The organism is Nocardia anaemiae NBRC 100462 (assembly GCF_001612725.1).
Classification (GTDB): domain Bacteria; phylum Actinomycetota; class Actinomycetes; order Mycobacteriales; family Mycobacteriaceae; genus Nocardia; species Nocardia anaemiae.
Window position 1 is genome coordinate 19956 of record NZ_BDAZ01000002.1, and the last position, 20063, is coordinate 40018.

General features: G+C 65.7%; 15 protein-coding genes. 8 read left to right on the top strand and 7 right to left on the bottom strand.

Annotated elements, in window-relative coordinates; genetic code table 11:
* Positions 1-23: 23 nt before the first annotated feature.
* A complete protein-coding gene (locus NA5_RS02280) occupies positions 24-389 on the top strand; it encodes a DUF5313 family protein (protein ID WP_062981391.1) in 366 nt (121 codons plus the stop codon).
* A 154-nt stretch (positions 390-543) separates the two neighbouring features.
* Positions 544-1011 carry a ribonuclease E activity regulator RraA gene (rraA, locus tag NA5_RS02285; protein ID WP_174555184.1) on the top strand — a complete coding sequence of 156 codons (468 nt, stop codon included), beginning with the start codon at positions 544-546 and terminating at the stop codon, positions 1009-1011.
* Positions 1012-1015: 4 nt separating this feature from the next.
* Here rraA and NA5_RS02290 read toward each other — a convergent pair whose 3' ends face one another.
* Positions 1016-1237, bottom strand: coding sequence for an RNA-binding S4 domain-containing protein (locus NA5_RS02290; RefSeq protein WP_062981451.1), 222 nt, complete (start codon positions 1235-1237; stop codon positions 1016-1018).
* Between the two features lie 143 nt (positions 1238-1380).
* Here NA5_RS02290 and lysX point away from each other — a divergent pair, with 143 nt between their 5' ends.
* Both lysX and NA5_RS02300 read left to right on the top strand, forming a co-directional pair.
* Complete coding sequence (gene lysX / locus NA5_RS02295) at positions 1381-4704, top strand: bifunctional lysylphosphatidylglycerol synthetase/lysine--tRNA ligase LysX (protein ID WP_062981453.1); 3324 nt, start codon at positions 1381-1383, stop codon at positions 4702-4704.
* A 123-nt stretch (positions 4705-4827) separates the two neighbouring features.
* A complete protein-coding gene (locus tag NA5_RS02300; protein ID WP_157110190.1) occupies positions 4828-5061 on the top strand; it encodes a hypothetical protein in 234 nt (77 codons plus the stop codon).
* Positions 5062-5119: 58 nt separating this feature from the next.
* On the opposite strand, the gene NA5_RS02305 is transcribed toward NA5_RS02300, so the two are convergent.
* On the bottom strand, positions 5120-6634 hold the full coding sequence (locus tag NA5_RS02305; protein WP_245672052.1) for an MFS transporter: 1515 nt from the start codon (positions 6632-6634) through the stop codon (positions 5120-5122).
* Between the two features lie 108 nt (positions 6635-6742).
* Here NA5_RS02305 and NA5_RS02310 point away from each other — a divergent pair, with 108 nt between their 5' ends.
* Positions 6743-7450, top strand: coding sequence for a winged helix-turn-helix transcriptional regulator (locus tag NA5_RS02310; protein ID WP_062981397.1), 708 nt, complete (start codon positions 6743-6745; stop codon positions 7448-7450).
* 12 nt (positions 7451-7462) lie between these two features.
* Here the strand turns inward: NA5_RS02310 and NA5_RS02315 are convergent, their stop codons facing one another.
* On the bottom strand, positions 7463-8041 hold the full coding sequence (locus NA5_RS02315; RefSeq protein WP_062981457.1) for a Uma2 family endonuclease: 579 nt from the start codon (positions 8039-8041) through the stop codon (positions 7463-7465).
* Positions 8042-8119: 78 nt separating this feature from the next.
* Here NA5_RS02315 and NA5_RS02320 point away from each other — a divergent pair, with 78 nt between their 5' ends.
* Both NA5_RS02320 and NA5_RS02325 read left to right on the top strand, forming a co-directional pair.
* On the top strand, positions 8120-8737 hold the full coding sequence (locus NA5_RS02320; RefSeq protein WP_062981399.1) for a histidine phosphatase family protein: 618 nt from the start codon (positions 8120-8122) through the stop codon (positions 8735-8737).
* Between the two features lie 130 nt (positions 8738-8867).
* Positions 8868-9167 (top strand): hypothetical protein, encoded by a 300-nt coding sequence (locus NA5_RS02325; RefSeq protein WP_084483834.1) that lies wholly within the window; start codon positions 8868-8870, stop codon positions 9165-9167.
* A 71-nt stretch (positions 9168-9238) separates the two neighbouring features.
* On the opposite strand, the gene NA5_RS02330 is transcribed toward NA5_RS02325, so the two are convergent.
* From NA5_RS02330 to aroQ, 4 genes are all read right to left on the bottom strand, one after another.
* Positions 9239-10138 carry a cutinase family protein gene (locus tag NA5_RS02330; protein ID WP_084483832.1) on the bottom strand — a complete coding sequence of 300 codons (900 nt, stop codon included), beginning with the start codon at positions 10136-10138 and terminating at the stop codon, positions 9239-9241.
* A 367-nt stretch (positions 10139-10505) separates the two neighbouring features.
* Entirely contained in the window at positions 10506-11975 is a 1470-nt protein-coding gene (locus NA5_RS02335) for a glutamate synthase subunit beta (protein WP_062981404.1), read from the bottom strand.
* The gene (gene gltB / locus NA5_RS02340; RefSeq protein WP_062981406.1) at positions 11968-16620 is read right to left on the bottom strand and encodes a glutamate synthase large subunit; all 4653 of its coding nucleotides are present in this window, start codon (positions 16618-16620) and stop codon (positions 11968-11970) included. The genes NA5_RS02335 and gltB overlap by 8 nt, the downstream gene beginning before the upstream one ends.
* Positions 16621-17385: 765 nt before the next feature.
* Positions 17386-17982 (bottom strand): gamma subclass chorismate mutase AroQ, encoded by a 597-nt coding sequence (gene aroQ / locus NA5_RS02345; protein WP_218020037.1) that lies wholly within the window; start codon positions 17980-17982, stop codon positions 17386-17388.
* A gap of 207 nt (positions 17983-18189) precedes the next feature.
* Here aroQ and NA5_RS02350 point away from each other — a divergent pair, with 207 nt between their 5' ends.
* A complete protein-coding gene (locus tag NA5_RS02350; protein WP_062981461.1) occupies positions 18190-19965 on the top strand; it encodes a DUF4407 domain-containing protein in 1776 nt (591 codons plus the stop codon).
* Positions 19966-20063 lie beyond the last annotated feature (98 nt).

The following is a 20063-nucleotide window of genomic DNA, read 5'->3' on the forward strand; positions in this document are numbered from 1 at the left end:
TATCACGGGCATAGCCTGAACATATGAAACGCCCCACGATAGGCCAACGGATCTCATACGATCTCGGCCGCGAGCTCCCCGAGGAGCTGCACGAGTGGGTCATCCACGACCTCGTCGGGCACGGGGCCGAGGTGCGCTACCTCGTCCGGTTCATCGTTCCATTCGTCCCGCTCTTGCTGGTCCCGCTGCTGTTCCCCGGGCCGATCGCGCTGAAGATCGGCGTGATCATCATGATGCTCGTGCCGCTGGTCGTGTTCACCGTCGCGCGCAGCTACGTCTGGCGCCGCCACCGGATGCGGCAGCACGGCCTCGATCCGCAATGGATCGACCACAACAAGATGCGCGAAACCGAGCGGATCAAGTACCAGATGCATTACGGGCACCGCTAGCGACACAGCCCTGCGCGAACGCCCATCGGCCAGCGCTAACCCTCCGCACCCGCTCGACCAGCACGGAGCGAGTCTTACGAGCGACGTTCGCGAGACACCAGGGGGCCGCGAACACGCCGCGCCGCAGGCGCGGCAGAATGTCACAGTGAACACCATTGCCACGGCGGACCTCGCCGACGAGATCGGCCCCGAAATCCGTAGCTGCGACACGCAGTTCATCCAGTTCGGCGGGCGCGCGGAGTTCTCCGGGCGGATCACCACGATCCGCTGCTTCCAGGACAACCTGCTGGTCAAGCAAACGCTGAGCGAGCCGGGTAATGGCGGCGTGCTCGTCGTCGACGGCGGCGCCAGCGTGCACACCGCACTGGTCGGCGACATCATCGCCGGACGCGGTGTGGCCAACGGCTGGTCCGGCGTCATCGTCAACGGTGCGGTGCGCGACTCGGCCATCCTGCGCACGCTCGATATCGGTATCAAGGCACTGGGCACCAACCCGCGCAAGAGCACCCAGACCGGCAGCGGCGACCGCGATATCCCGGTCGAATTCGGGGGTATCACCTTCGTGCCCGGCGAGATGCTCTACAGCGACCACGACGGCATCGTGGTCCGTGCCGAAGACTGAGCGACTAAGCCGTCGCCACCCTGGCCTTGTGACCGGCGATGGCCACAATGTCGCCGACATGCAATTGCCGTCCGCGACGCAGTTCCACCTCCTCGTTCACCCGTACCAGGCCCGCGGCGATCACGGTCTTGGCCTCCGATCCGGAATCGATCAGATTGGCCAGCTTGAGGAACTGACCGAGTCGAATGACGTCGTCATCGATCGGCACATCGACTGCATCGGACATGGGATACATCCTTACTCCGTCGCCGTCGAACGGGAAATCCCACCCCCACCCGCGGTACGAACGACGGGCGATGACGCACCGATAACCGACATGCCCGGGTGGTCTTCGAGCACCACTACCGCGGCACCGTACACACTGGTGCTGTGACAACCACGCACGCCCGGCAACACATCGACACCGAAGCACTCCCGGAGAGAGCGGCACCACCGGTACCGCATCGCGGACACGGACGGCTGCGCGAGGTCCCGCATATCGCGGGTCTGATCCTGGGTGTGTTCGCCGTGCTCTGCTTCCTGTGGAGCCTCTCGCCCGGACTGCGATATCTGACGCATGTGCCGCGTCGCTACATCGACCTGTACTACTTCGACGCACCGGATACCAGCCTCGTATGGGCATTGGTGGTCGGTCTGCTCGCTGGGGCGACGGCCAGCCGCAAGCGGATCGCCTGGTGGTTGCTGATCGGCTATATCGCGCTCTACGCGCTGGCGAATGTGCTCGAATTCGCCGACGAGGCCAATATGCACGCGCTGGTGGCGGCGATGGTGCAGATCGTCGCGATCGGCGTGCTGCTCGCGTCCTGGCGGGAGTTCTACACCAAGGTGCGCCGGGGCGCGGGCTGGAAGGCGTTGGGCGTACTGGTCGGCGGCCTCGCGGTCGGCTGTCTGCTCGGCTGGGGCCTGGTGGAACTGTTCCCCGGTTCGCTGCCGCGTGGCGTGCAGCGGCCGCTGTGGTCGGTCTATCGGGTCACTGCCGCCGTCTTGGTGGACAACGAACATTTCGACGGCCATCCGCGCCCGTTCGTCAACTTCCTGCTCGGTCTCTTCGGCGCCATCGCGCTGTTGGCCGCGGTGGTCATCCTGCTGCGCTCGCAACGCGCGGGCAATGCGATGACCGGCACCGACGAATCCGCGATCCGCGGGCTGCTGGAACGCTCCGATGTCGAGGATTCGCTCGGCTACTTCGCGACTCGCCGCGATAAGGCGGTGGTGTTCGCACCGAGCGGCAAGGCGGCGCTGACCTATCGCGTCGAATTGGGCGTCTGCCTCGCCAGTGGTGATCCGATCGGCATTCGCGAGGCCTGGCCGCAGGCGATCGATGCCTGGCTGCAACTGGCCGACCAATTCGGTTGGGCACCGGCGGTCATGGGCGCCAGCGAACTCGGTGCCACGGCATATCGGCGAGCCGGACTTTCGGCGCTGCGCCTCGGCGATGAGGCAATTCTGGACACCAGGTCGTTCTCGCTCGCGGGCCCGGAGATGAAGCAGGTCCGCCAGGCCGCGAATCGGTTGCGCAAGCACGGGATCCATGTGCGGATCCGCCGCCATCGCGATATTCCGGCCGAGGAATTCCGGCAGGTGATCGCGCGGGCGGATGCCTGGCGCGATACCGAAACCGAGCGCGGCTTCTCGATGGCGCTCGGCCGCCTCGGCGATCCGCTGGACGGCGAGTGCCTGCTGGTGGAAGCGGTGAACCCGCAGGACCAGGTGCTCGGCATGCTCTCGCTGGTGCCATGGGGACGTACCGGCGCGTCACTCGAGCTGATGCGCCGAGATCCACACGGCCCCAACGGTGTCATGGAGCTGATGATCTCCCAGCTCGCACTGACCTCCGAACAGCATGGCATCACCAGGGTTTCGCTGAACTTCGCGGTATTCCGCTCGGTCTTCGAGGAGGGCGGACGCATCGGCGCCGGACCGGTGCTGCGGCTGTGGCGCGGTGTGCTGCTGTTCTTTTCGCGCTGGTGGCAGCTGGAGGCGCTGTACCGGTCGAATGTGAAGTATCAGCCGCACTGGGTGCCCCGGTTCTTCCTGTTCGAGGAGCGCAGACAACTACCCCGGGTGGCGATGGCCAGTGCGCTCGCCGAGGGCTTCCTACCGCGCTTCGGCAAGGATCCCGAGACCATTACCCACACCGGTCTGCACAGCGCGGTTCCCGCGGGCGTCACCGGACTGCACGCCGACGGCAGTCCGCCGGATCTGCCGGAAAACGTCGGGGTGGAACAGCTTCCGCGCCGCCCCGAGCAGGTGCGGGTGCGCATGGACAAGCTCGACCGGCTCGCGGCCGCCGGTGTCGACCCCTATCCGGTCGCCTATCCGCCGACGCATACCGTTGCGGCGGCGCGTCGTTCACCGCGCGGCACCACGGTGCGGGTCTGCGGCCGACTGTTGCGCATCCGCGATTACGGCGGGGTGATCTTCGCGGTGGTCCGGGACTGGACCGACGATATCCAGCTGGTCATCGACCGCGATCGGGTCGGCGTCGAACGCAGCGCCGAATTCGGCGAATTCTTCGATCTCGGTGACCTCATCGAGGTCAGCGGTCAGATCGGGCACAGCCGCCGCGGCGAACTCTCGCTGCTGGCCGCGGACTGGCGGATGATCGGCAAATGCCTGCATCCGCTGCCGGACAAGTGGAAGGGCCTGGCCGATCCGGAGGCCAGGGTGCGTCAGCGCTACGTCGATATGGCGATCAATCCGGAGGTCCGCGAGGTGCTGAGCAAGCGCACCGCGGTGGTGCGCTCGCTGCGGGATTCGTTGAACGCCTGGGGATATCTCGAGGTGGAGACCCCGATCTTGCAGAAGGTGCACGGCGGCGCCAATGCGACACCGTTCCTCACCCATATCAATGCCTACGATCTGGATCTGTATCTGCGGATCGCACCCGAGCTGTATCTCAAGCGGCTGTGCGTCGGCGGTATGGAGAAGGTCTTCGAAATCGGGCGCAACTTCCGCAACGAGGGTGTCGACTTCAGCCACAATCCGGAGTTCACCAGCCTGGAAGCCTATGAGGCACATGCCGATTACGAGCGGATGATGCAGCTGGCCCGCCAGCTCATCCAGAACGCCGCGCAGGCCGCCAATGGTTCGATGGTCGCGCTGCGTCCCAAACCGGACGGCTCCTTCGAAGAGGTGGACATCTCCGGGGAATGGGCGGTGAAGACCGTGCACGGCGCGGTATCGGAGGCGATCAGCAGCAAGATCACCCCGCGGACCACGCTCGACGAACTGCGCGAACTCTGCGATAAGGCGCAGGTGCCCTATCAGCACGGCTGGGATGCCGGACAGGTCGTGCAGGAAATGTATGAGCATCTGGTCGAATCCCGTACGGAGAAGCCGACTTTCTACATCGACTTCCCCACCTCGGTCTCCCCGCTGACCCGCGCGCACCGCAACATTCCCGGCGTGACCGAACGCTGGGATCTGGTCGCCTGGGGCGTCGAATTGGGTACGGCCTACAGCGAACTCACCGATCCGATCGAACAGCGCCGCAGGCTCACCGAACAATCGATGTTGGCGGCCAACGGCGATCCGGAGGCCATGGAACTCGACGAGGACTTCCTGCAGGCGCTCGAGCACGCGATGCCGCCGACCGGTGGATTGGGTATGGGCGTGGACCGCATCGTCATGTTGATCACCGGACGCAGCATTCGCGAGACGCTGCCGTTCCCCTTGGTGAAGCCGCGCTGAAACCTCCGTGTTGAGAATTTCACTCTGAAGGATTTGCAAACATAGGAAGGCTTCCCAAGCGGAATTCGCCCGCTAGTGTTGACAACTCGGCCCCGGGAGGAGGCCGTTACCTTCGACAATGGGATGCATATGTACCTTGATCTGCTGACCAATACCGCTCTGCTGGACCCGCAGGTCTGGGCCAGCGCGGACACCTGGACCAACTCCGACACCCTGGCCTCGGCAGTGGAATTCGCGGCCAAGAAAAAGAAGAAGAGCAGCAGCGGGCTGATCATCGGCGGCATCTGCTGCCTGGTCGTCGTCGCGCTGATCGTGGGCGGCATCTACCTGCTGACCCAGCGCAAGAAGCAACAGTAAGCCCGAGAAAACGGCCCGGCTCGCCGATCGCGAACCGGGCCGTTTCGGTATTTCCGAACTAGATGGCGCTGCGTTCGGAGGCCACCTCGGCCTCGAGCAACAGTTCGTCATCGAGTTCGTCGTGCGGCTGCGCCGGAACCGACTTCAGCACCACCACCGCCGTGACCAGCGCGGCGACCACCAGTGCGGCGCCGATCCAGAACGCCAGGTGGAATCCGTTGGTGAGTGCGACATTCGGCGCGACACCGTCCTTCAGCAGGTGTTCGGTCTTGCTCGCCGAAAGGGTGGCGAGCACCGCCAGACCCAGCGCGCCACCGACCTGCATGGTGGTGTTCGCCAGACCCGAGGCCAGCCCGGCCTCCTGCGGCTCGACCCCCGACATCGCCAGATTCATCAGCGACGGGAAGGCCAGACCCGCACCGGTGCCGAACAGCACCATCGGTCCGAAGATAGCGAGCCAGTAGTTGCCGTCCACCGGCGCCTGGGTCAGCCAGAGCAGCGCGGCGAGAATCAGCAGCAGACCGGGAATCAGCACCTTGCGGGCGCCGAAGCGCATCACCAGATGTTCGGAATAGCGCACCGACAGCAGACCCATGATCGCCGCGACCGGGAAGAAGGCCGTGCCGAGCTGGATCGGCGAATACCCGAGTACCTGCTTCAGGTACAGCGAACCCATGAAGAACATGCCGAACATGCCCGCCACCGTCAGCACCTGGATCACATTGGCACCGGACAGATTTCGCGAGCGGAAGATCTTCAGCGGCATCAGCGGGGTGACCGCCGTCGCCTCCCGGGCGATGAATCCGGCCAGCAGCACCAGCGCGGCCGCACCGAGCCCCAGCGTGACCGGATCGGTCCAGCCGTATTCGGCGGCCGGCTTGACGATGGTGTAGACGCCGAGCATCAGCGCCGCCGTGATCAGCACGGCGCCGGGCACATCCGCGCCGTCCTTCAGTCCGGCGCCCTTGTCCTTGTCCAGGATCTTCAGCGCGCCGAGGCCGACCGTAATGCCGATCGGCAGGTTGACCAGGAAGATCAGCCGCCAGTCCAGCGCGGTCAGGAAACCGCCGAGCAGCAGGCCGATGGCACCACCGGCCGACGCGACGAAGGCATAGCGACCGATCGCCTTGGCCTGCTCGCGCGGGTCCGGGAACATCGCGAAGATCATGCCGAGGATGACCGCCGATGTCATGGCGCCGCCGATGCCCTGCAGGAAGCGGGCCGCGATGAGGGTCACCTCGTTGACGGCCGCACCACACAGCGCCGAGGCCAGGGTGAAAACCACCAGACCGGACAGGAACATGGTGCGCCGACCGATGAGGTCACCGAGTCGCCCGGCCAGCATGAGCAGGCCGCCGAAGGAGATCAGATATCCGTTCACCACCCAGGCCAGACCCGATGGCGTGAAGCCGAGGTCGGTCTGGATATCCGCGAGCGCGACATTCACGATCGTCGCGTCGAGCACGATCATCAGCATCCCGCCACACAACACATAGAGGGCGAGCCAGCGCTTGTTGTCCGCACCGGAGGGGGCGTCCCCCACCTGTCTATGTCGTTCTTTTGCTTCCGTCACCACAGACGCCTTCCACCCGAAGATCGTTACTGTGGCACGCTAGCAATGGTTAGTCCTAAAAGACAACTAATTAATTCAGTTGAAGAATCGACTGATATGCTGTAGCCCATGACTATTGCCTCGGAGCAGCGCGCGAAGCGCAGCTACCACGACGCCTGCGGTGCCGCCCGCGCGCTCGACCTCGTCGGCGAGCGCTGGACCCTGCTCGTGGTGCGCGAACTACTCCTTGGCCCCAAACGCTTCACCGATCTGCGCGCCGGACTCCCCGGCATCAGCCCCAATGTGCTCTCCCAGCGCCTCGACGAACTCGTCCAGATCGGCGTCGTGCACAAGCGCAAGCTGCCGCCGCCGGTCGGCGCCGCCGTCTACGACCTCACCGATTGGGGTCGCGAACTCGATGACGTGATCGTCGCGCTGAACCGCTGGGGCGCCCGCACCCCGAACAGCTACAGCTGCTCCGACATGTCCACCGATTCGCTGATGGTCACTTTGCGCACGTTCTTCCAACCCGAGCGAGCGGCAGGCGTACGAGCCGACTACGACCTGTACTTCGCCGGAACCGATTCCGGCACAGACGAATTCCACGCCGTCGTCGCCGACGGCACCATCACCATCACCCGCGGCGCCTCCGGCACCGGTGCAACCGCCATCCACACCACCGTCCCGGCCTTCATCGCCGTCGCCTTCCACGGCCGCCCCCTGACCGACAGCCTGTCATCCGGCGAGACCGACATCAGCGGCGACAGCGCCGCGGTAGCGCAATTCGTGAGCTTCTTCGAACTCCCCCCGGAGTGCTCCGCGAATCCCCCGGCGTAATCGGCGGCGAATCTACATCCGATCGATCTCGGTCAGATCGATGTCGATCTCGAACGGAACACTCAAACGCAGCCGCTCATGATGGATCCCCGTGAGCGCGTACGCCTTTGTGGCGGGATCGAGTTCGTAGACATAGACGACCGGACGCCCGTCGATATTCTCGACACGCCAGTAGTGGGTGATGCCTGCCCGGGCATACAGCTGGGGCTTGCGCTCACGATCGCGAGTACGAGATTCCGCCGACACAACCTCGACGGCGAGCACGACATCATCGGCCTGGTAGGTCGTCAGCTCCGGACCACCATCGCGATCGGCATGTACTGCGATGATGTCGGGTTCTGGTCGCTGGTCACGCCCCAGCGTCACGGTCATCTCCCGACGAATCCGCAGATGTGCGGGAGCCAAGGGGTGCAGAGTGAAGGCGAGCAAGTTAATGACCTGCATGTGGAACTTCGCCTGCGGGCTCACGAAGACAAGACTCCCGTCGATCAACTCGGTATGCGGGGGCAGGTCGGGCAGGCGGTCCAGATCCTCGGCGACAAAACCGCCCGGCGGCGGGCGCAGCCACTGCGGAAACGGTTCGACGGTCATGACTTCGAGTATGGCACCCATACGTCGCTGATTCCCCCTAGTGCGAATGAACAGCGATCATACGGCAGAGTGGGCGGGGTGCAGTTGATATTCGTTCGTCATGCTCAGCCGTTGCGGGTACAGACCTCCGATGGACCAGCCGATCCCGGATTGGCGCCGGTCGGCATAGAGCAGGCCGAACGGGTACCGGCGGCATTGAGTCAGCATCGGATCAGTCGGATCGTGAGCAGTCCGCAGCGGCGGGCGCGGGAGACGGCCGCACCGACCGCGGCGAAGCTCGGGCTCGCGGTGGATGTGATCGATGATCTGGCCGAATACGATCGTGACCTGCCCGCCTACATTCCGATCGAGGACGCCAAGGCCGAATTCTCGGCCGTCTACGAGCGGATCAAGTCCGGACATCTGCCCGAACAGGTCGATGGACCAGCCTTCATCACCCGGGTGCGCGATGCCGTCACTTCGATCGCCGCGCATACCGATCCGGCCGATACGGTGGTCGTGTTCGCGCACGGCGGGGTGATCAATGTGCTGCTGCAGGAGGTGCTCGGCCTGGCCCGCCCGCTGACCTTCCCGATCGACTATTGCTCGATCACCCGGATCCTGTTCTCCCGCAGCGGCCGCCGCACCGCGGCGACCATCAACGAGAACGGCCACGTGTGGGATCTGTTGCCGCGCAATATTTCACAGCAACCTTGACGGTCGTTCCCAGACTCGGGCATTCACAGTCGACTGCCAGACGAGTCGCACCTCGATCTCAGAGACGGAACCTTCCATGGGACGGGTGAGCCAGCACCAGCGACTCACGATCCGCGAGAAAGGAACCGTTTTGCTCTCCAAGACAAGGCGTATCGTCGCCCGGGTTGCAGTCGCAGGCGCGTTGATCGCCGTACCACTCGGCGCACTCGCCGTCACCGCCTCCGCGGCCGAGCCCGATGCGTCCGCCCAGTCCGTATCGGATCAGATTCCATTGCAGGGCATCGAGATCGACCGTCACCACCACCACCACGACCAACACCTCGGTGATGGTGGTGACGACCAGGGCCCATGGTTCCCTGGCCCGGGTAATGGCCTGCCCGGCCCGGCACCGCAGCCCTTCCAGCCACCGGCGACCGGGTCCGCAGGCTGATCCGGTACCAGAAAGCGAAAGGCCACTTCTCCGCCGGGAGAGGTGGCCTTCGCTATGTGTGGGACCTGGAATCAGGCCATGCCCGCGATCCAGTTGTGCATCCAGGAGATGGCGGTCTGCCCGCCGCCCACCGGGTAGCTGCCGTAGAGCGTATGCGCGTGCGAGTTGTAGAACCGCTCCAGATCCTTCGCCCGCTGCTGGTTGGCGGAGTCGGTGAGCTGGGACTGCAGCGTCGAGATGCCGCCCAGGTTCATCAGGTCGTTCATGATGGTGCCCGCCTCGAGCTGGTAGCGCCAGAGGTTGGCCGGATTCGCCTCGGAGGTCTGCGCGAGGAAACCGGCGAACCGGGTCACGAAGTCGTCGGTGGCGGTCGCGCAGTAGAGGTCGTCGAGCGCGCAGATGGTGCGGGTGCGGTCGCTGAGCCAGCCGAAGCCGCCGACCCGAGCGCCACCGGCGCCGGCGCCCGGCGCGACCGGTCCGACCTGAATGTCGGTGGGCGAACGGCGCGGATCGGAGATCAGGCCGACTCCCGCGATCCGGTCCACCGGAATCGGGCTCAGGCCGGTGCCGATTTCGGCGGCGAGATCGCCCGCCGCATCCGCACCCTGGCTGTAGCCGACGAGCGCGATCTTGGTGCCGCCGCAGCGCTGCACCATATCGACGGCCAGGCCGCGGGCGCGATCGGTCGCTTCCTTCTTGGAGGCGCCGTAGACATCGCCTTCCCACGGGAACGCGGTCGCGGCATACGTCACGTAGTCGACGTCCACCGAGCGGCCCAGATTGTTGGTGACGCCGGACAGCATGCCGGGCTGCGGCGTCTTGTCCTTGCCGGTCTCCCAAGTACCGGGCACCGCGACCACATAGAGGCTCGGGCAGCCCGGATCGGCCGTTACCGAACCGCTACCAAGGACCACGCCGGATGCAACAGCCGCGCACGCACCGATGGCGGCGGCAACCTTCTTCAACCGCATACTGCTCCAGTTCAAAACATCGCCCCTTGCGAGAGCAAGCACCGACAGTTGTTGTAACCGTGCTGACCTCGGCGGATGTCGGTCCAGTGCATACCGGGTCACCCACCGGTACGACATGCACGGGTAACCCACATCCCAAGATCACGCACCACGCGCAGATCACAATAAGGCAACGCCTCGAGCTACGCCATTCGAACCCCCGACCGTGTCCGATTCCCGTCACCACTTACGCCGAAAATGGTTCCGCACAGCGGCCTTCCGCGCCCGGTCGAGTTCGAATACCTCCGCGGGCCAAAAGCCCGGCACAAATAAAAGGCGCCTGTGGATCGAAATCCACAGGCGCCCTTCCGCTCCGGTAAGAGAGGTTCTAACGTTGCGCGACCGCCGTCGGCGGAATCGGCGCGGGCAGTGCGGTCTCGCCCTCCAGGAACTTGTCGACCGCCGAGGCGGCGGCGCGACCCTCGGCGATGGCCCAGACGATCAGCGACTGGCCGCGGCCCATATCACCGGCGACGAAGACGCCGGGGATATTGGTCGACCAGTTCTTATCGCGCTGGACATTGCCACGCTGGTCGTAGCCCACGCCGAGACCTTCGAGCAGGCCCCGCTTCTCGGGTCCGGTGAAGCCCATGGCGAGCAGCACCAGGTCGGCCTCGAGGGTGAAGTCGGTGCCCTCGACCTTCTCGAAGCGGCCGTTGACCATCTTGACCTCGTGCGCCTCCAGCGCGGTGACCTTGCCGTCCTTGCCGACGAAACGCTCGGTGTTCACCGAGAAGACGCGTTCGCCGCCCTCCTCGTGCGCCGAGGAGACCCGGTACATGAGCGGGTAGGTCGGCCACGGGGTGGAAGAGGCGCGCTCCTCCGGCGGCCGCGGCATGATCTCGAACTGGTGGATGCTGGCCGCGCCCTGACGGTGCGAGGTGCCAAGGCAGTCCGCACCGGTGTCACCGCCACCGATGATGACGACCTTCTTGTCCTTCGCATGGATCGGCGGCAGGCCGTTCTCGTCGGTGACATCGTCGCCGTGCTGCACCCGGTTGGCCCACGGCAGGAATTCCATCGCCTGGTGGATGCCGTCCAGATCCCGGCCCGGGATCGGCAGGTCACGCGCCAGGGTGGCGCCACCGGCCAGCACGATCGCGTCGAACCGCTCACGCAGCTGCGCCGCAGTGATGTCGACACCGACGTTCACGCCGGTCTTGAAGATGGTGCCCTCGGCCTCCATCTGCGCCAGACGGCGGTCGATGAAGCGCTTCTCCATCTTGAATTCCGGAATGCCGTAGCGCAGCAGGCCGCCGATGCGGTCAGCGCGCTCGAAGACGGTCACGGTGTGACCGGCCCTGGTCAGCTGCTGTGCGGCGGCCAGACCGGCCGGGCCGGAACCGACAACGGCGACCTTCTTGCCGGTGAGGCGAGTCGGGTAGACCGGGGCCACCCAGCCCTCGTCGAAGGCGTTCTCGATGAGCTCGACCTCGACCTGCTTGATCGTCACCGGATCCTGGTTGATGCCGAGGACACAGGACGCCTCGCACGGCGCCGGGCACAGCCGCCCGGTGAACTCCGGGAAGTTGTTGGTCGCGTGCAGCCGGTCGATGCCCTCACGCCACTGGCCCTTGTAGACCAGGTCGTTCCACTCCGGGATGAGGTTGCCCAGCGGACAGCCGTTGTGACAGAACGGAATACCGCAGTCCATGCACCGGCTGGCCTGGGTCTGCAGGGTCTCGTGCGAGAAATTCCCCTCGTAGACCTCTTTCCAGTCCATCAGGCGCAGCGGAACCGGACGACGCGTCGGCAGTTCCCGTTTGGTGTGCTTCAGAAATCCTTGCGGGTCAGCCACGTGCCGCCTCCATAATCGCCTCGTCGATATCCGTGCCGTTCTTCTCGGCTTCGGAAATCGCGAGCAAAACCTTCTTGTATTCGCGCGGCATAACCTTCACGAAGTGGTTCACCTGCTGGGACCAGTCGCTCAGAATGCGTTCGGCGACAGCCGAACCGGTCTGATCGCGGTGCTGGGTGATGATGTCGCGCAGCCAGGTGAAGTCGTCACCGGCGAGCTGCTCGACCGCATCGGCCTGTTCCGGGTTGAGCCTTGCCTCAAAGGTGCCGTTCGGGTCGTAGACGAACGCGACACCGCCGGACATACCGGCGCCGAAGTTGCGGCCGGTCTCACCGAGGATGACCACCCGACCACCGGTCATGTACTCACAGCCGTGGTCACCGACGCCCTCGACCACCGCGGTGGCACCGGAGTTACGCACGGCGAACCGCTCGCCGACCACACCGCTGATGAAGGCCTGCCCACTGGTGGCGCCGAACAGGATCACGTTGCCCGCGATGATGTTGCGCTCCGCGACGAATTCGGCCGGTGCGTTCAGCGACGGGCGCACGATGATGTGGCCGCCGGAAAGGCCCTTGCCCACATAGTCGTTCGCGTCACCCTGCACCCGCAGCGTGATGCCCGCGGGCACGAACGCGCCGAAGCTGTTGCCCGCGGAACCGGTGAAGGTGATGTCGATGGTGTCGTCGGGCAGACCCGCGCCACCGTAGAGCTTGGTCACCTCGTGGCCGAGCATGGTGCCGACGGTGCGGTTCACGTTCGTGATCTTGGTCTCGAACTTCACCGCCTGACCGCGCTCCAGCGCATCGGCGCTCTGCGCGATCAGCTGCACGTCCAGCGCCCGATCCAGGCCGTGGTCCTGGGTCTTGGTGCAGTACCGGTCCTGGCGCATGAATGCCGTCTCGACATCGTCGAGGATCGGCGACAGGTCCAGCTTGCTGGCCTTCCAGTGCGCCTTGGCCTTGGAGGTGTCGAGCATATCGACCCGGCCGATGGCCTCGTCCAGGGTGCGGAAGCCCAACTCCGCCAACAGTTCCCGAACCTCTTCGGCGACGAACAGCATGAAGTTCTCGACGAATTCCGGCTTGCCGGTGAAGCGTTCGCGCAGCACCGGATTCTGCGTCGCGACACCGACCGGGCAGGTGTCGAGGTGGCAGACCCGCATCATGATGCAGCCCGAGACGACCAGCGGCGCGGTGGCGAAACCGAATTCCTCGGCGCCGAGCAGTGCGGCGATCATCACGTCGCGGCCGGTCTTCATCTGGCCGTCGACCTGCACGACGATGCGATCGCGAAGTCCGTTGAGCAGCAACGTCTGCTGGGTCTCGGCCAGGCCGAGCTCCCATGGACCGCCCGCATGCTTGAGCGATGTCAGCGGCGAGGCGCCGGTACCACCGTCGTGGCCGGAGATCAGCACCACGTCCGCGTGCGCCTTCGACACACCGGCGGCGACCGTGCCGACACCCGGCTCCGCAACAAGTTTCACGTGAATCCGCGCCTGCGGGTTCGCGTTCTTCAGGTCGTGGATCAGCTGCGCCAGATCCTCGATCGAGTAGATGTCGTGATGCGGCGGCGGCGAGATCAGGCCGACGCCAGGGGTCGAGTGCCGCACCTCGGCGACCCACGGGTACACCTTGTGCGCGGGCAGCTGACCGCCCTCACCGGGCTTGGCGCCCTGGGCCATCTTGATCTGGATATCGGTGCAGTTGGTCAGGTAGTGCGCGGTGACACCGAAGCGACCCGAGGCGACCTGCTTGATCGCCGAACGCCGCCAGTCACCGTTCTCCTCGACCTCGAAGCGGGCCGGATGTTCGCCGCCCTCACCGGAATTCGAGCGACCGCCGAGGCGGTTCATCGCGATCGCCAGCGTCTCGTGCGCCTCGGAGGAGATCGAGCCGTAGCTCATCGCACCGGTGGAGAACCGCTTGACGATGGCGCTGGCCGGTTCGACCTCGTCGATCGAAATCGGCTTGCGCTCACCGGTCTTGAACTTGAACAGACCGCGCAGCGAGGCCAAACGCTCGGACTGGTCGTCGACCAGCTTGGTGTACTCCTTGAAGATCGAGTACTGACCGCTGCGGGTGGCGTGCTGCAGCTTGAAGACGGTGTCCGGGTTGAACAGGTGGTATTCACCCTCGCGCCGCCACTGGTATTCACCGCCCACCTCGAGTTCGCGGTGCGCGCGCTCGTTGCGGTTCTCCAGGAAGGCTACTGTGTGCCTGGCCGCCACATCGGCGGCGATCTCGTCCAGACCGATGCCGTCCAGATGCGAACGCAGACCGGTGAAGTACTCGTCGACCAGCTCCTGCGACAGGCCGATGACCTGGAACAGCTGCGCGCCGGTGTAGGAGGCGATGGTGGAGATGCCCATCTTGGACATCACCTTCAGCACACCCTTGCTCGCGGCCTTGTTGTAGTTCGCGACCGCCTTGCGGTAGTCGGCGGCCAGATCGCCGGTGCTGCCCGGCATCTGGAGTCCACCGCGCTCGAGCAGATCCTCGATGGTCTCGAAGGCCATGTACGGGTTGATCGCGGCCGCGCCGAAGCCGACCAGCATGGCCATGTGGTGCACCTCGCGGGCATCACCGGCCTCGACGACAAGGCCGACCATGGTCCGGGTCCGTTCCCGCACCAGGTGGTGGTGCACCGACGCGGTCAGCAGCAGCGACGGAATCGGCGCCAGCTTCTCATTGGACTCGCGGTCGGACAGCACGATGATCCGCGCACCGCCCTCGATGGCGGCCGAGACCTGGGTGTTGATGGCCTCGAGCGCCTTGCGCAGGCCCTTGCCACCCTTCTTCACCGGGTACAGACCGTGCACGACCACCGAGCGCAGCTCCGGATGCGAGCCGTCGTCGTTGATGTGGATGAGCTTGGCCAGCTCGTCGTTGTCCAGGATCGGCTGCGGGATGGTGATCTGGTGGCAGGACTCCGGTCCCGGATGCAGCAGATCGGCCTCCGGGCCGAGGGCCCGGCGCAGGCTGGTCACCACTTCTTCGCGGATCGCGTCCAGTGGCGGGTTGGTCACCTGCGCGAACAGCTGGGAGAAGTAGTCGAAGAGCAGGCGGGGCCGCGAGGACAGCACCGCGATCGGGGTGTCGGTACCCATCGAGCCGAGTGCCTCACCGCCGGTCTTTGCCATCGGCGAGATCAGCAGGCTCAGCTCTTCATTGGTGTATCCGAAGATCTGCTGGCGGATCAGCACCCGATCGTGCGACATGTGCACATGCGGACGGTCGGGCAGATCGGCCAGCTTGGTGACACCGGCGTCGAGCCACTCCTGGTAGGGGTGCTCGGCGGCCAACTGGCTCTTGAGCTCTTCGTCACCGACGATGCGGCCCTGCGAGGTGTCGACCAGGAACATGCGGCCCGGCTGCAACCGAACCTTCTGGACGACCTTGGCCGGATCGATATCGAGTACACCGACCTCGGAGGCCATGACGACCAGACCGTCATCGGTGACCCAGATGCGGCTGGGACGCAGACCGTTGCGGTCGAGGACGGCGCCGACCACGGTGCCGTCGGAGAAGCACACCGATGCCGGGCCGTCCCACGGCTCCATCAGCATCGAGTGGTAGCGGTAGAACGCCCGCCGCTGCGGGTCCATGTTCTCGTTGCGTTCCCAGGCCTCGGGAATCATCATCAGCACCGCGTGGGGCAAGCTGCGGCCGCCGAGGTGCAGCAGTTCCAGCACCTCGTCGAAGCGCGCGGTATCGCTCGCCCCCGGGGTACAGACGGGGAAGATCTTCTGCAGACGGTTGTTGCCCGCCTCGTCGATGCCGAAGACATCCGAGCGCAGCAGCGCCTCGCGGGCGCGCATCCAGTTCTCGTTACCGGTGACGGTGTTGATCTCACCGTTGTGCGCGACCCGACGGAACGGATGCGCCAGCGGCCACGACGGGAAGGTGTTGGTGGAGAACCGGGAGTGCACGATGCCGAGCGCGGATTCCATCCGGCCGTCCTGCAGGTCCAGGTAGAACGCGCGCAGCTGCGGCGTGGTGAACATGCCCTTGTAGACGAAGGTCTGACCGGACAGGCTCGGGAAGTACACCGACTCCTTGCCGACCGCGCCCTCGCCCGCACCGGCCTTGCCCAGTTCGTGCTCGACGCGCTTGCGCACGACGTAGGCCCGACGCTCCAGATCCATGCCCGAGAGCGGTTCGGCCGACCCCTTCGGCGAGCCGATGAAGATCTGACGGAAGGTCGGCATGGCGTCGCGAGCCAGCGCACCGAGGGTGGACTCGTCGGTGGGCACCTCGCGCCAGCCGAGCACGGCCAAGCCCTCGGATTCGACGATGCGCTCCAAGCCGTAGGCGGCCTTGGTCGCCTCGCGGCGGGCCTGCGGCAGGAAGGCGATGCCGGTGGCGTAGGAGCCCTCCGGCGGCAACTCGAAATCGACCACGGCGCGGAAGAACCGGTCCGGAATCTGGATCAGGATGCCCGCGCCGTCACCACTATTGGGTTCGGCACCTGCGGCACCGCGGTGCTCCAGGTTCAACAGAGCCGTAATAGCCTTGTCGACGATGTCGCGGCTGCGGCGGCCGTGCATGTCGACGACGAATGCGACACCGCAGGCGTCGTGCTCGTTCGCCGGGTCATAGAGCCCGATGGGTCCGGGGGACCTGTGGCCAGGAAGTTGCGTCATGCCTCTGCCTTCAAGAAAGTCGGCCTCGATGAATCGGCCTATGGGAAAGGGGCCTTTCGTCGATTGCCTCCGTCAAGACTGCGCCTGTACGTTGCGAAACCAGCCGCGCTGATGGTCTTCTTCGTGCAGTCACGTCTCCAGTTGTCCACCCGCTGCGATGACGTAGGGGTGCTCGTCGGTAACGGAACGCTTAGGTGTTCCTTACCTCCGCACGGGTGCGCGCCCGCTACGCTTGGGCACCGGATTTCCGAGCCCCGAGCGGGCGCTATTGCCGAACCTTGTTGTGTTCGGCGTAAGAGCAAACGATAAGTCAGGTCCGGGGCCCAACCAACTCAGGCCATGCTAATAACCGGGTCTAGCTGGGCTTCTTCAATCGGTCCTCCACGTGTGCGCGTTGTCCAGTGTAAAGCAGCGAACGCGGTGCGATCGATCCCCTTGGCACCCGGTGCCAACCAGCGAGAACGGGCGCCCATGACCCGCGCCACGGCGCACCTGACACCTGGAGAACCGGCGCTCACCTGCATCGAAGTGGATTTCCCTGCTTGCGGCGGAGCAAACCCGATTCGCAGTGGCTAACTGAGCAGCGGGCTGGATGAGAGATTTCCGACAGGGGTGTGACAAGCACACAATCCGATCCGACCGTCCGGACTCTTTTGTCCGATGTGGGATTCAGCACATTTCCAGCAATCGGATCCGAGTGGTCTACGACACATTTCCGTCGTACGACACGCGGCGCCTAGACTTTGCGGCTCGCGGCACACCCATCTAGGGACCGCACAGCGCGGCGGCGGCGCGGACCAGAGCTGCCTGATGCAGCGCGTCACGGCCGGAGCCGAGCATCCCGAAAACGGGCGGTACCAGGCGCTCGGCACAGTTCGGGCCGGTGAGCTCGGCACGCCGCAGTGCGAGTTGGTCGAGGATTTCCACGTTCACTCGGTCGATCACCGGGCGCACGGACGCAAGATCGGGCGGCGTGCTCGGCACCGCGGCCGGATCGAAGCGCCAGCGACCGACCAGGCCGCGCTGCACGATTTTGTTGGCCTCGATCTGGCCGTAGAACACCTGGTGGATCCAGCTTTCCGGAAGTCCGCGATCGGCGCCGAGGCGCCCCATCGCGTCATAGACCTGCGCCTCGCGGACCGGATCGTCGATCGAGGGTTCGCCGCCGTTCTGTGCGGCGGTCGCCCATTTGGCCGCTGCGACGGCATCGGCGGTATCCAGGCGCTCGGTCACCAGCGCGACGATGCGGTCCAGGGCCGGATCGTCGTCGAGTGCTTGCGCACGGCCATCGGGGGCGGCCATCAACAGGGTCGCCGCCACACACACCAAGACGCTTGCCGAGCCTCGGAAGAACACTCGCACCACCCCGTTCCGTTCCGGTCATCGGATGCCAGATTAAGGGTGAGCGGGGGCACAAGTCCGGTAGCGCTACCGAATATGTGAGGCTGACCACATCCCCGCCCCCGTGCTCGGTGTGTCGCGGCCCCGCCTGTCACGCTGGGACAACGAATCTGTGACGGTTTGGCCAGTAGCCCACTTTGACTTGGGATGTAGAGGATGTGGGATCCCATGACAATCACCGGCTTGTTCACCTGGCTCGGCGGAGGTCTCGGGCGCGAGCAGAGTGGGACCGAACTCTACTACCCGCATGAGCGGGCGGATTATGCCGTGACCGGCGCCGTTGTACTGCTTTTCGCGGCGGTGGCCGGGATCGTCGGCACGGTCGCACTTGCCACGGCCGATGCCATGCCGCTGTTGGCGATCGTGGTCGTCGCGATGGTCGTCGCACTGTTGGCCGGTGCGGTGGCCAGGGGCTTGGTTACCGCGCGACCCGTCGGTGGTCCGGATCGCCGCGGCCTCGTCGGACGGATCGCGGTCGCGGTGCTGGCCGGGGTGCTCGTCGCGGAACTCGCCTCGACCGTGCTCTTCGGCGGCACCATCGACCGGCTGCTCGATGAAAAGGCCCAGGGTGCGGTCGATTCCGCACCCGCCGTGGTCACCGCGCGCAGCGAGCTCGACCGTGCGAAGGCCGATCGCGGCGCACTGGACCAGTCGATCACCAAGGCGCAGGCCGATATCGACCACGCGCTGGTGATCGCGCGCTGCGAATACCACCCGACACCGGAATGCCCGCAGACCAGGATCACCGGTGTGCCAGGTCGCGGCCCTGAATCGCAGACCGCCAACGCGATGCTCGACGACGCGCGCAAGCAGTTGGCCGCGGCGCAGGATCGGGTGGCCGGAGCGGATCAGCGAATCACCGCTGACCAGAAGGCCCTCGACACAGCCGGTTCCGCCGCCTTCGCCGCCGCCGATCGCGGCCTCGGCGCGCGCTGGCTTGCCATGAACGACTACACCACCGCCGCGGCGGGCGCATTCCTGCTGCGGGTGCTGACCATCGGCACCTTTGTCCTGCTCGCGCTGCTGCCGCTGATCCTGCGGTGGTGGCGCGGCGAGACCGCACTGGATCGGCGACTTGCCTTCCACACCGTGCAGGACCGCGCCGAACGCAGCGCCGATGCCGCCATCGCGGTGAAACGCGCCGAGGTGCGGGCCGAGGCCGAAAATCTGCGCGCCGAACAACAATTGACCGCCGCCCGACTGGCCGTCGAGGCCGATACCGCCATCGATCGGGAGCGTCAGCGCACCCGGATCATCGCCGCGATCGGTGGATTGGAAATCGGCTTCACGGAACCGGGACGACGTGGCGAACTTCCGGCCGGAACGGCTGGCGATCGAGAGGACAGCTCCGTGTCTCATGAGGTGACCCCCAATCTTCCGGCCACCGTGCATGCTGGCGCGCTCGCACCGACCGGCGGTGCGGGCGCGATGGTGCCGCATACCGCTTCGGCTGTACCCGTCGCACCCAAGAGCGGCGGCCTGGAACTTCCGCTGATCGGCACCGTGCCCTTCTCCGATACCGCGGCCCGCTTCATCCGCCCGCTGGTGCCCGCGTTCGTCGCCAATGCGATCGATACCGCCACCCACCCCCTGCGCACCGCGCGCCAGGCCTTCGAAGAGGTCGAAGAGATCACCTTCACCCTGCGCCGAACCCGCAAGGTCACCGTCGACTCCCAGGACTCGCACGGCCAGGCCATCGGCCAGCACGCACAACCCGGCTACCAATTGCCCGGCACCCCGGATTCCTGGCATGCCCAGCGCGTCGCGGCCACCGTCGTCGACGCCGACTACACCCAGGACCCCCGCTACTCAGCCCTTCCCCCTGCCGCCACACCCCAGAACCACGGCCTCTCCCAAGCCCAGCGGCACGACGAAATCTCGGCCAACCACCGCAACGAACTCCCCGGCCACCGCGGCCCGCGCGAATTGCCACCCGCCAACTGACGATCACCATCCAGCAATCGCTGCGCGCGACCGCACAGATGGCGCCATCCAAGGCCTGATGCCCTGGACCATCCGCCATGGCCGGTGCACCCGGCATA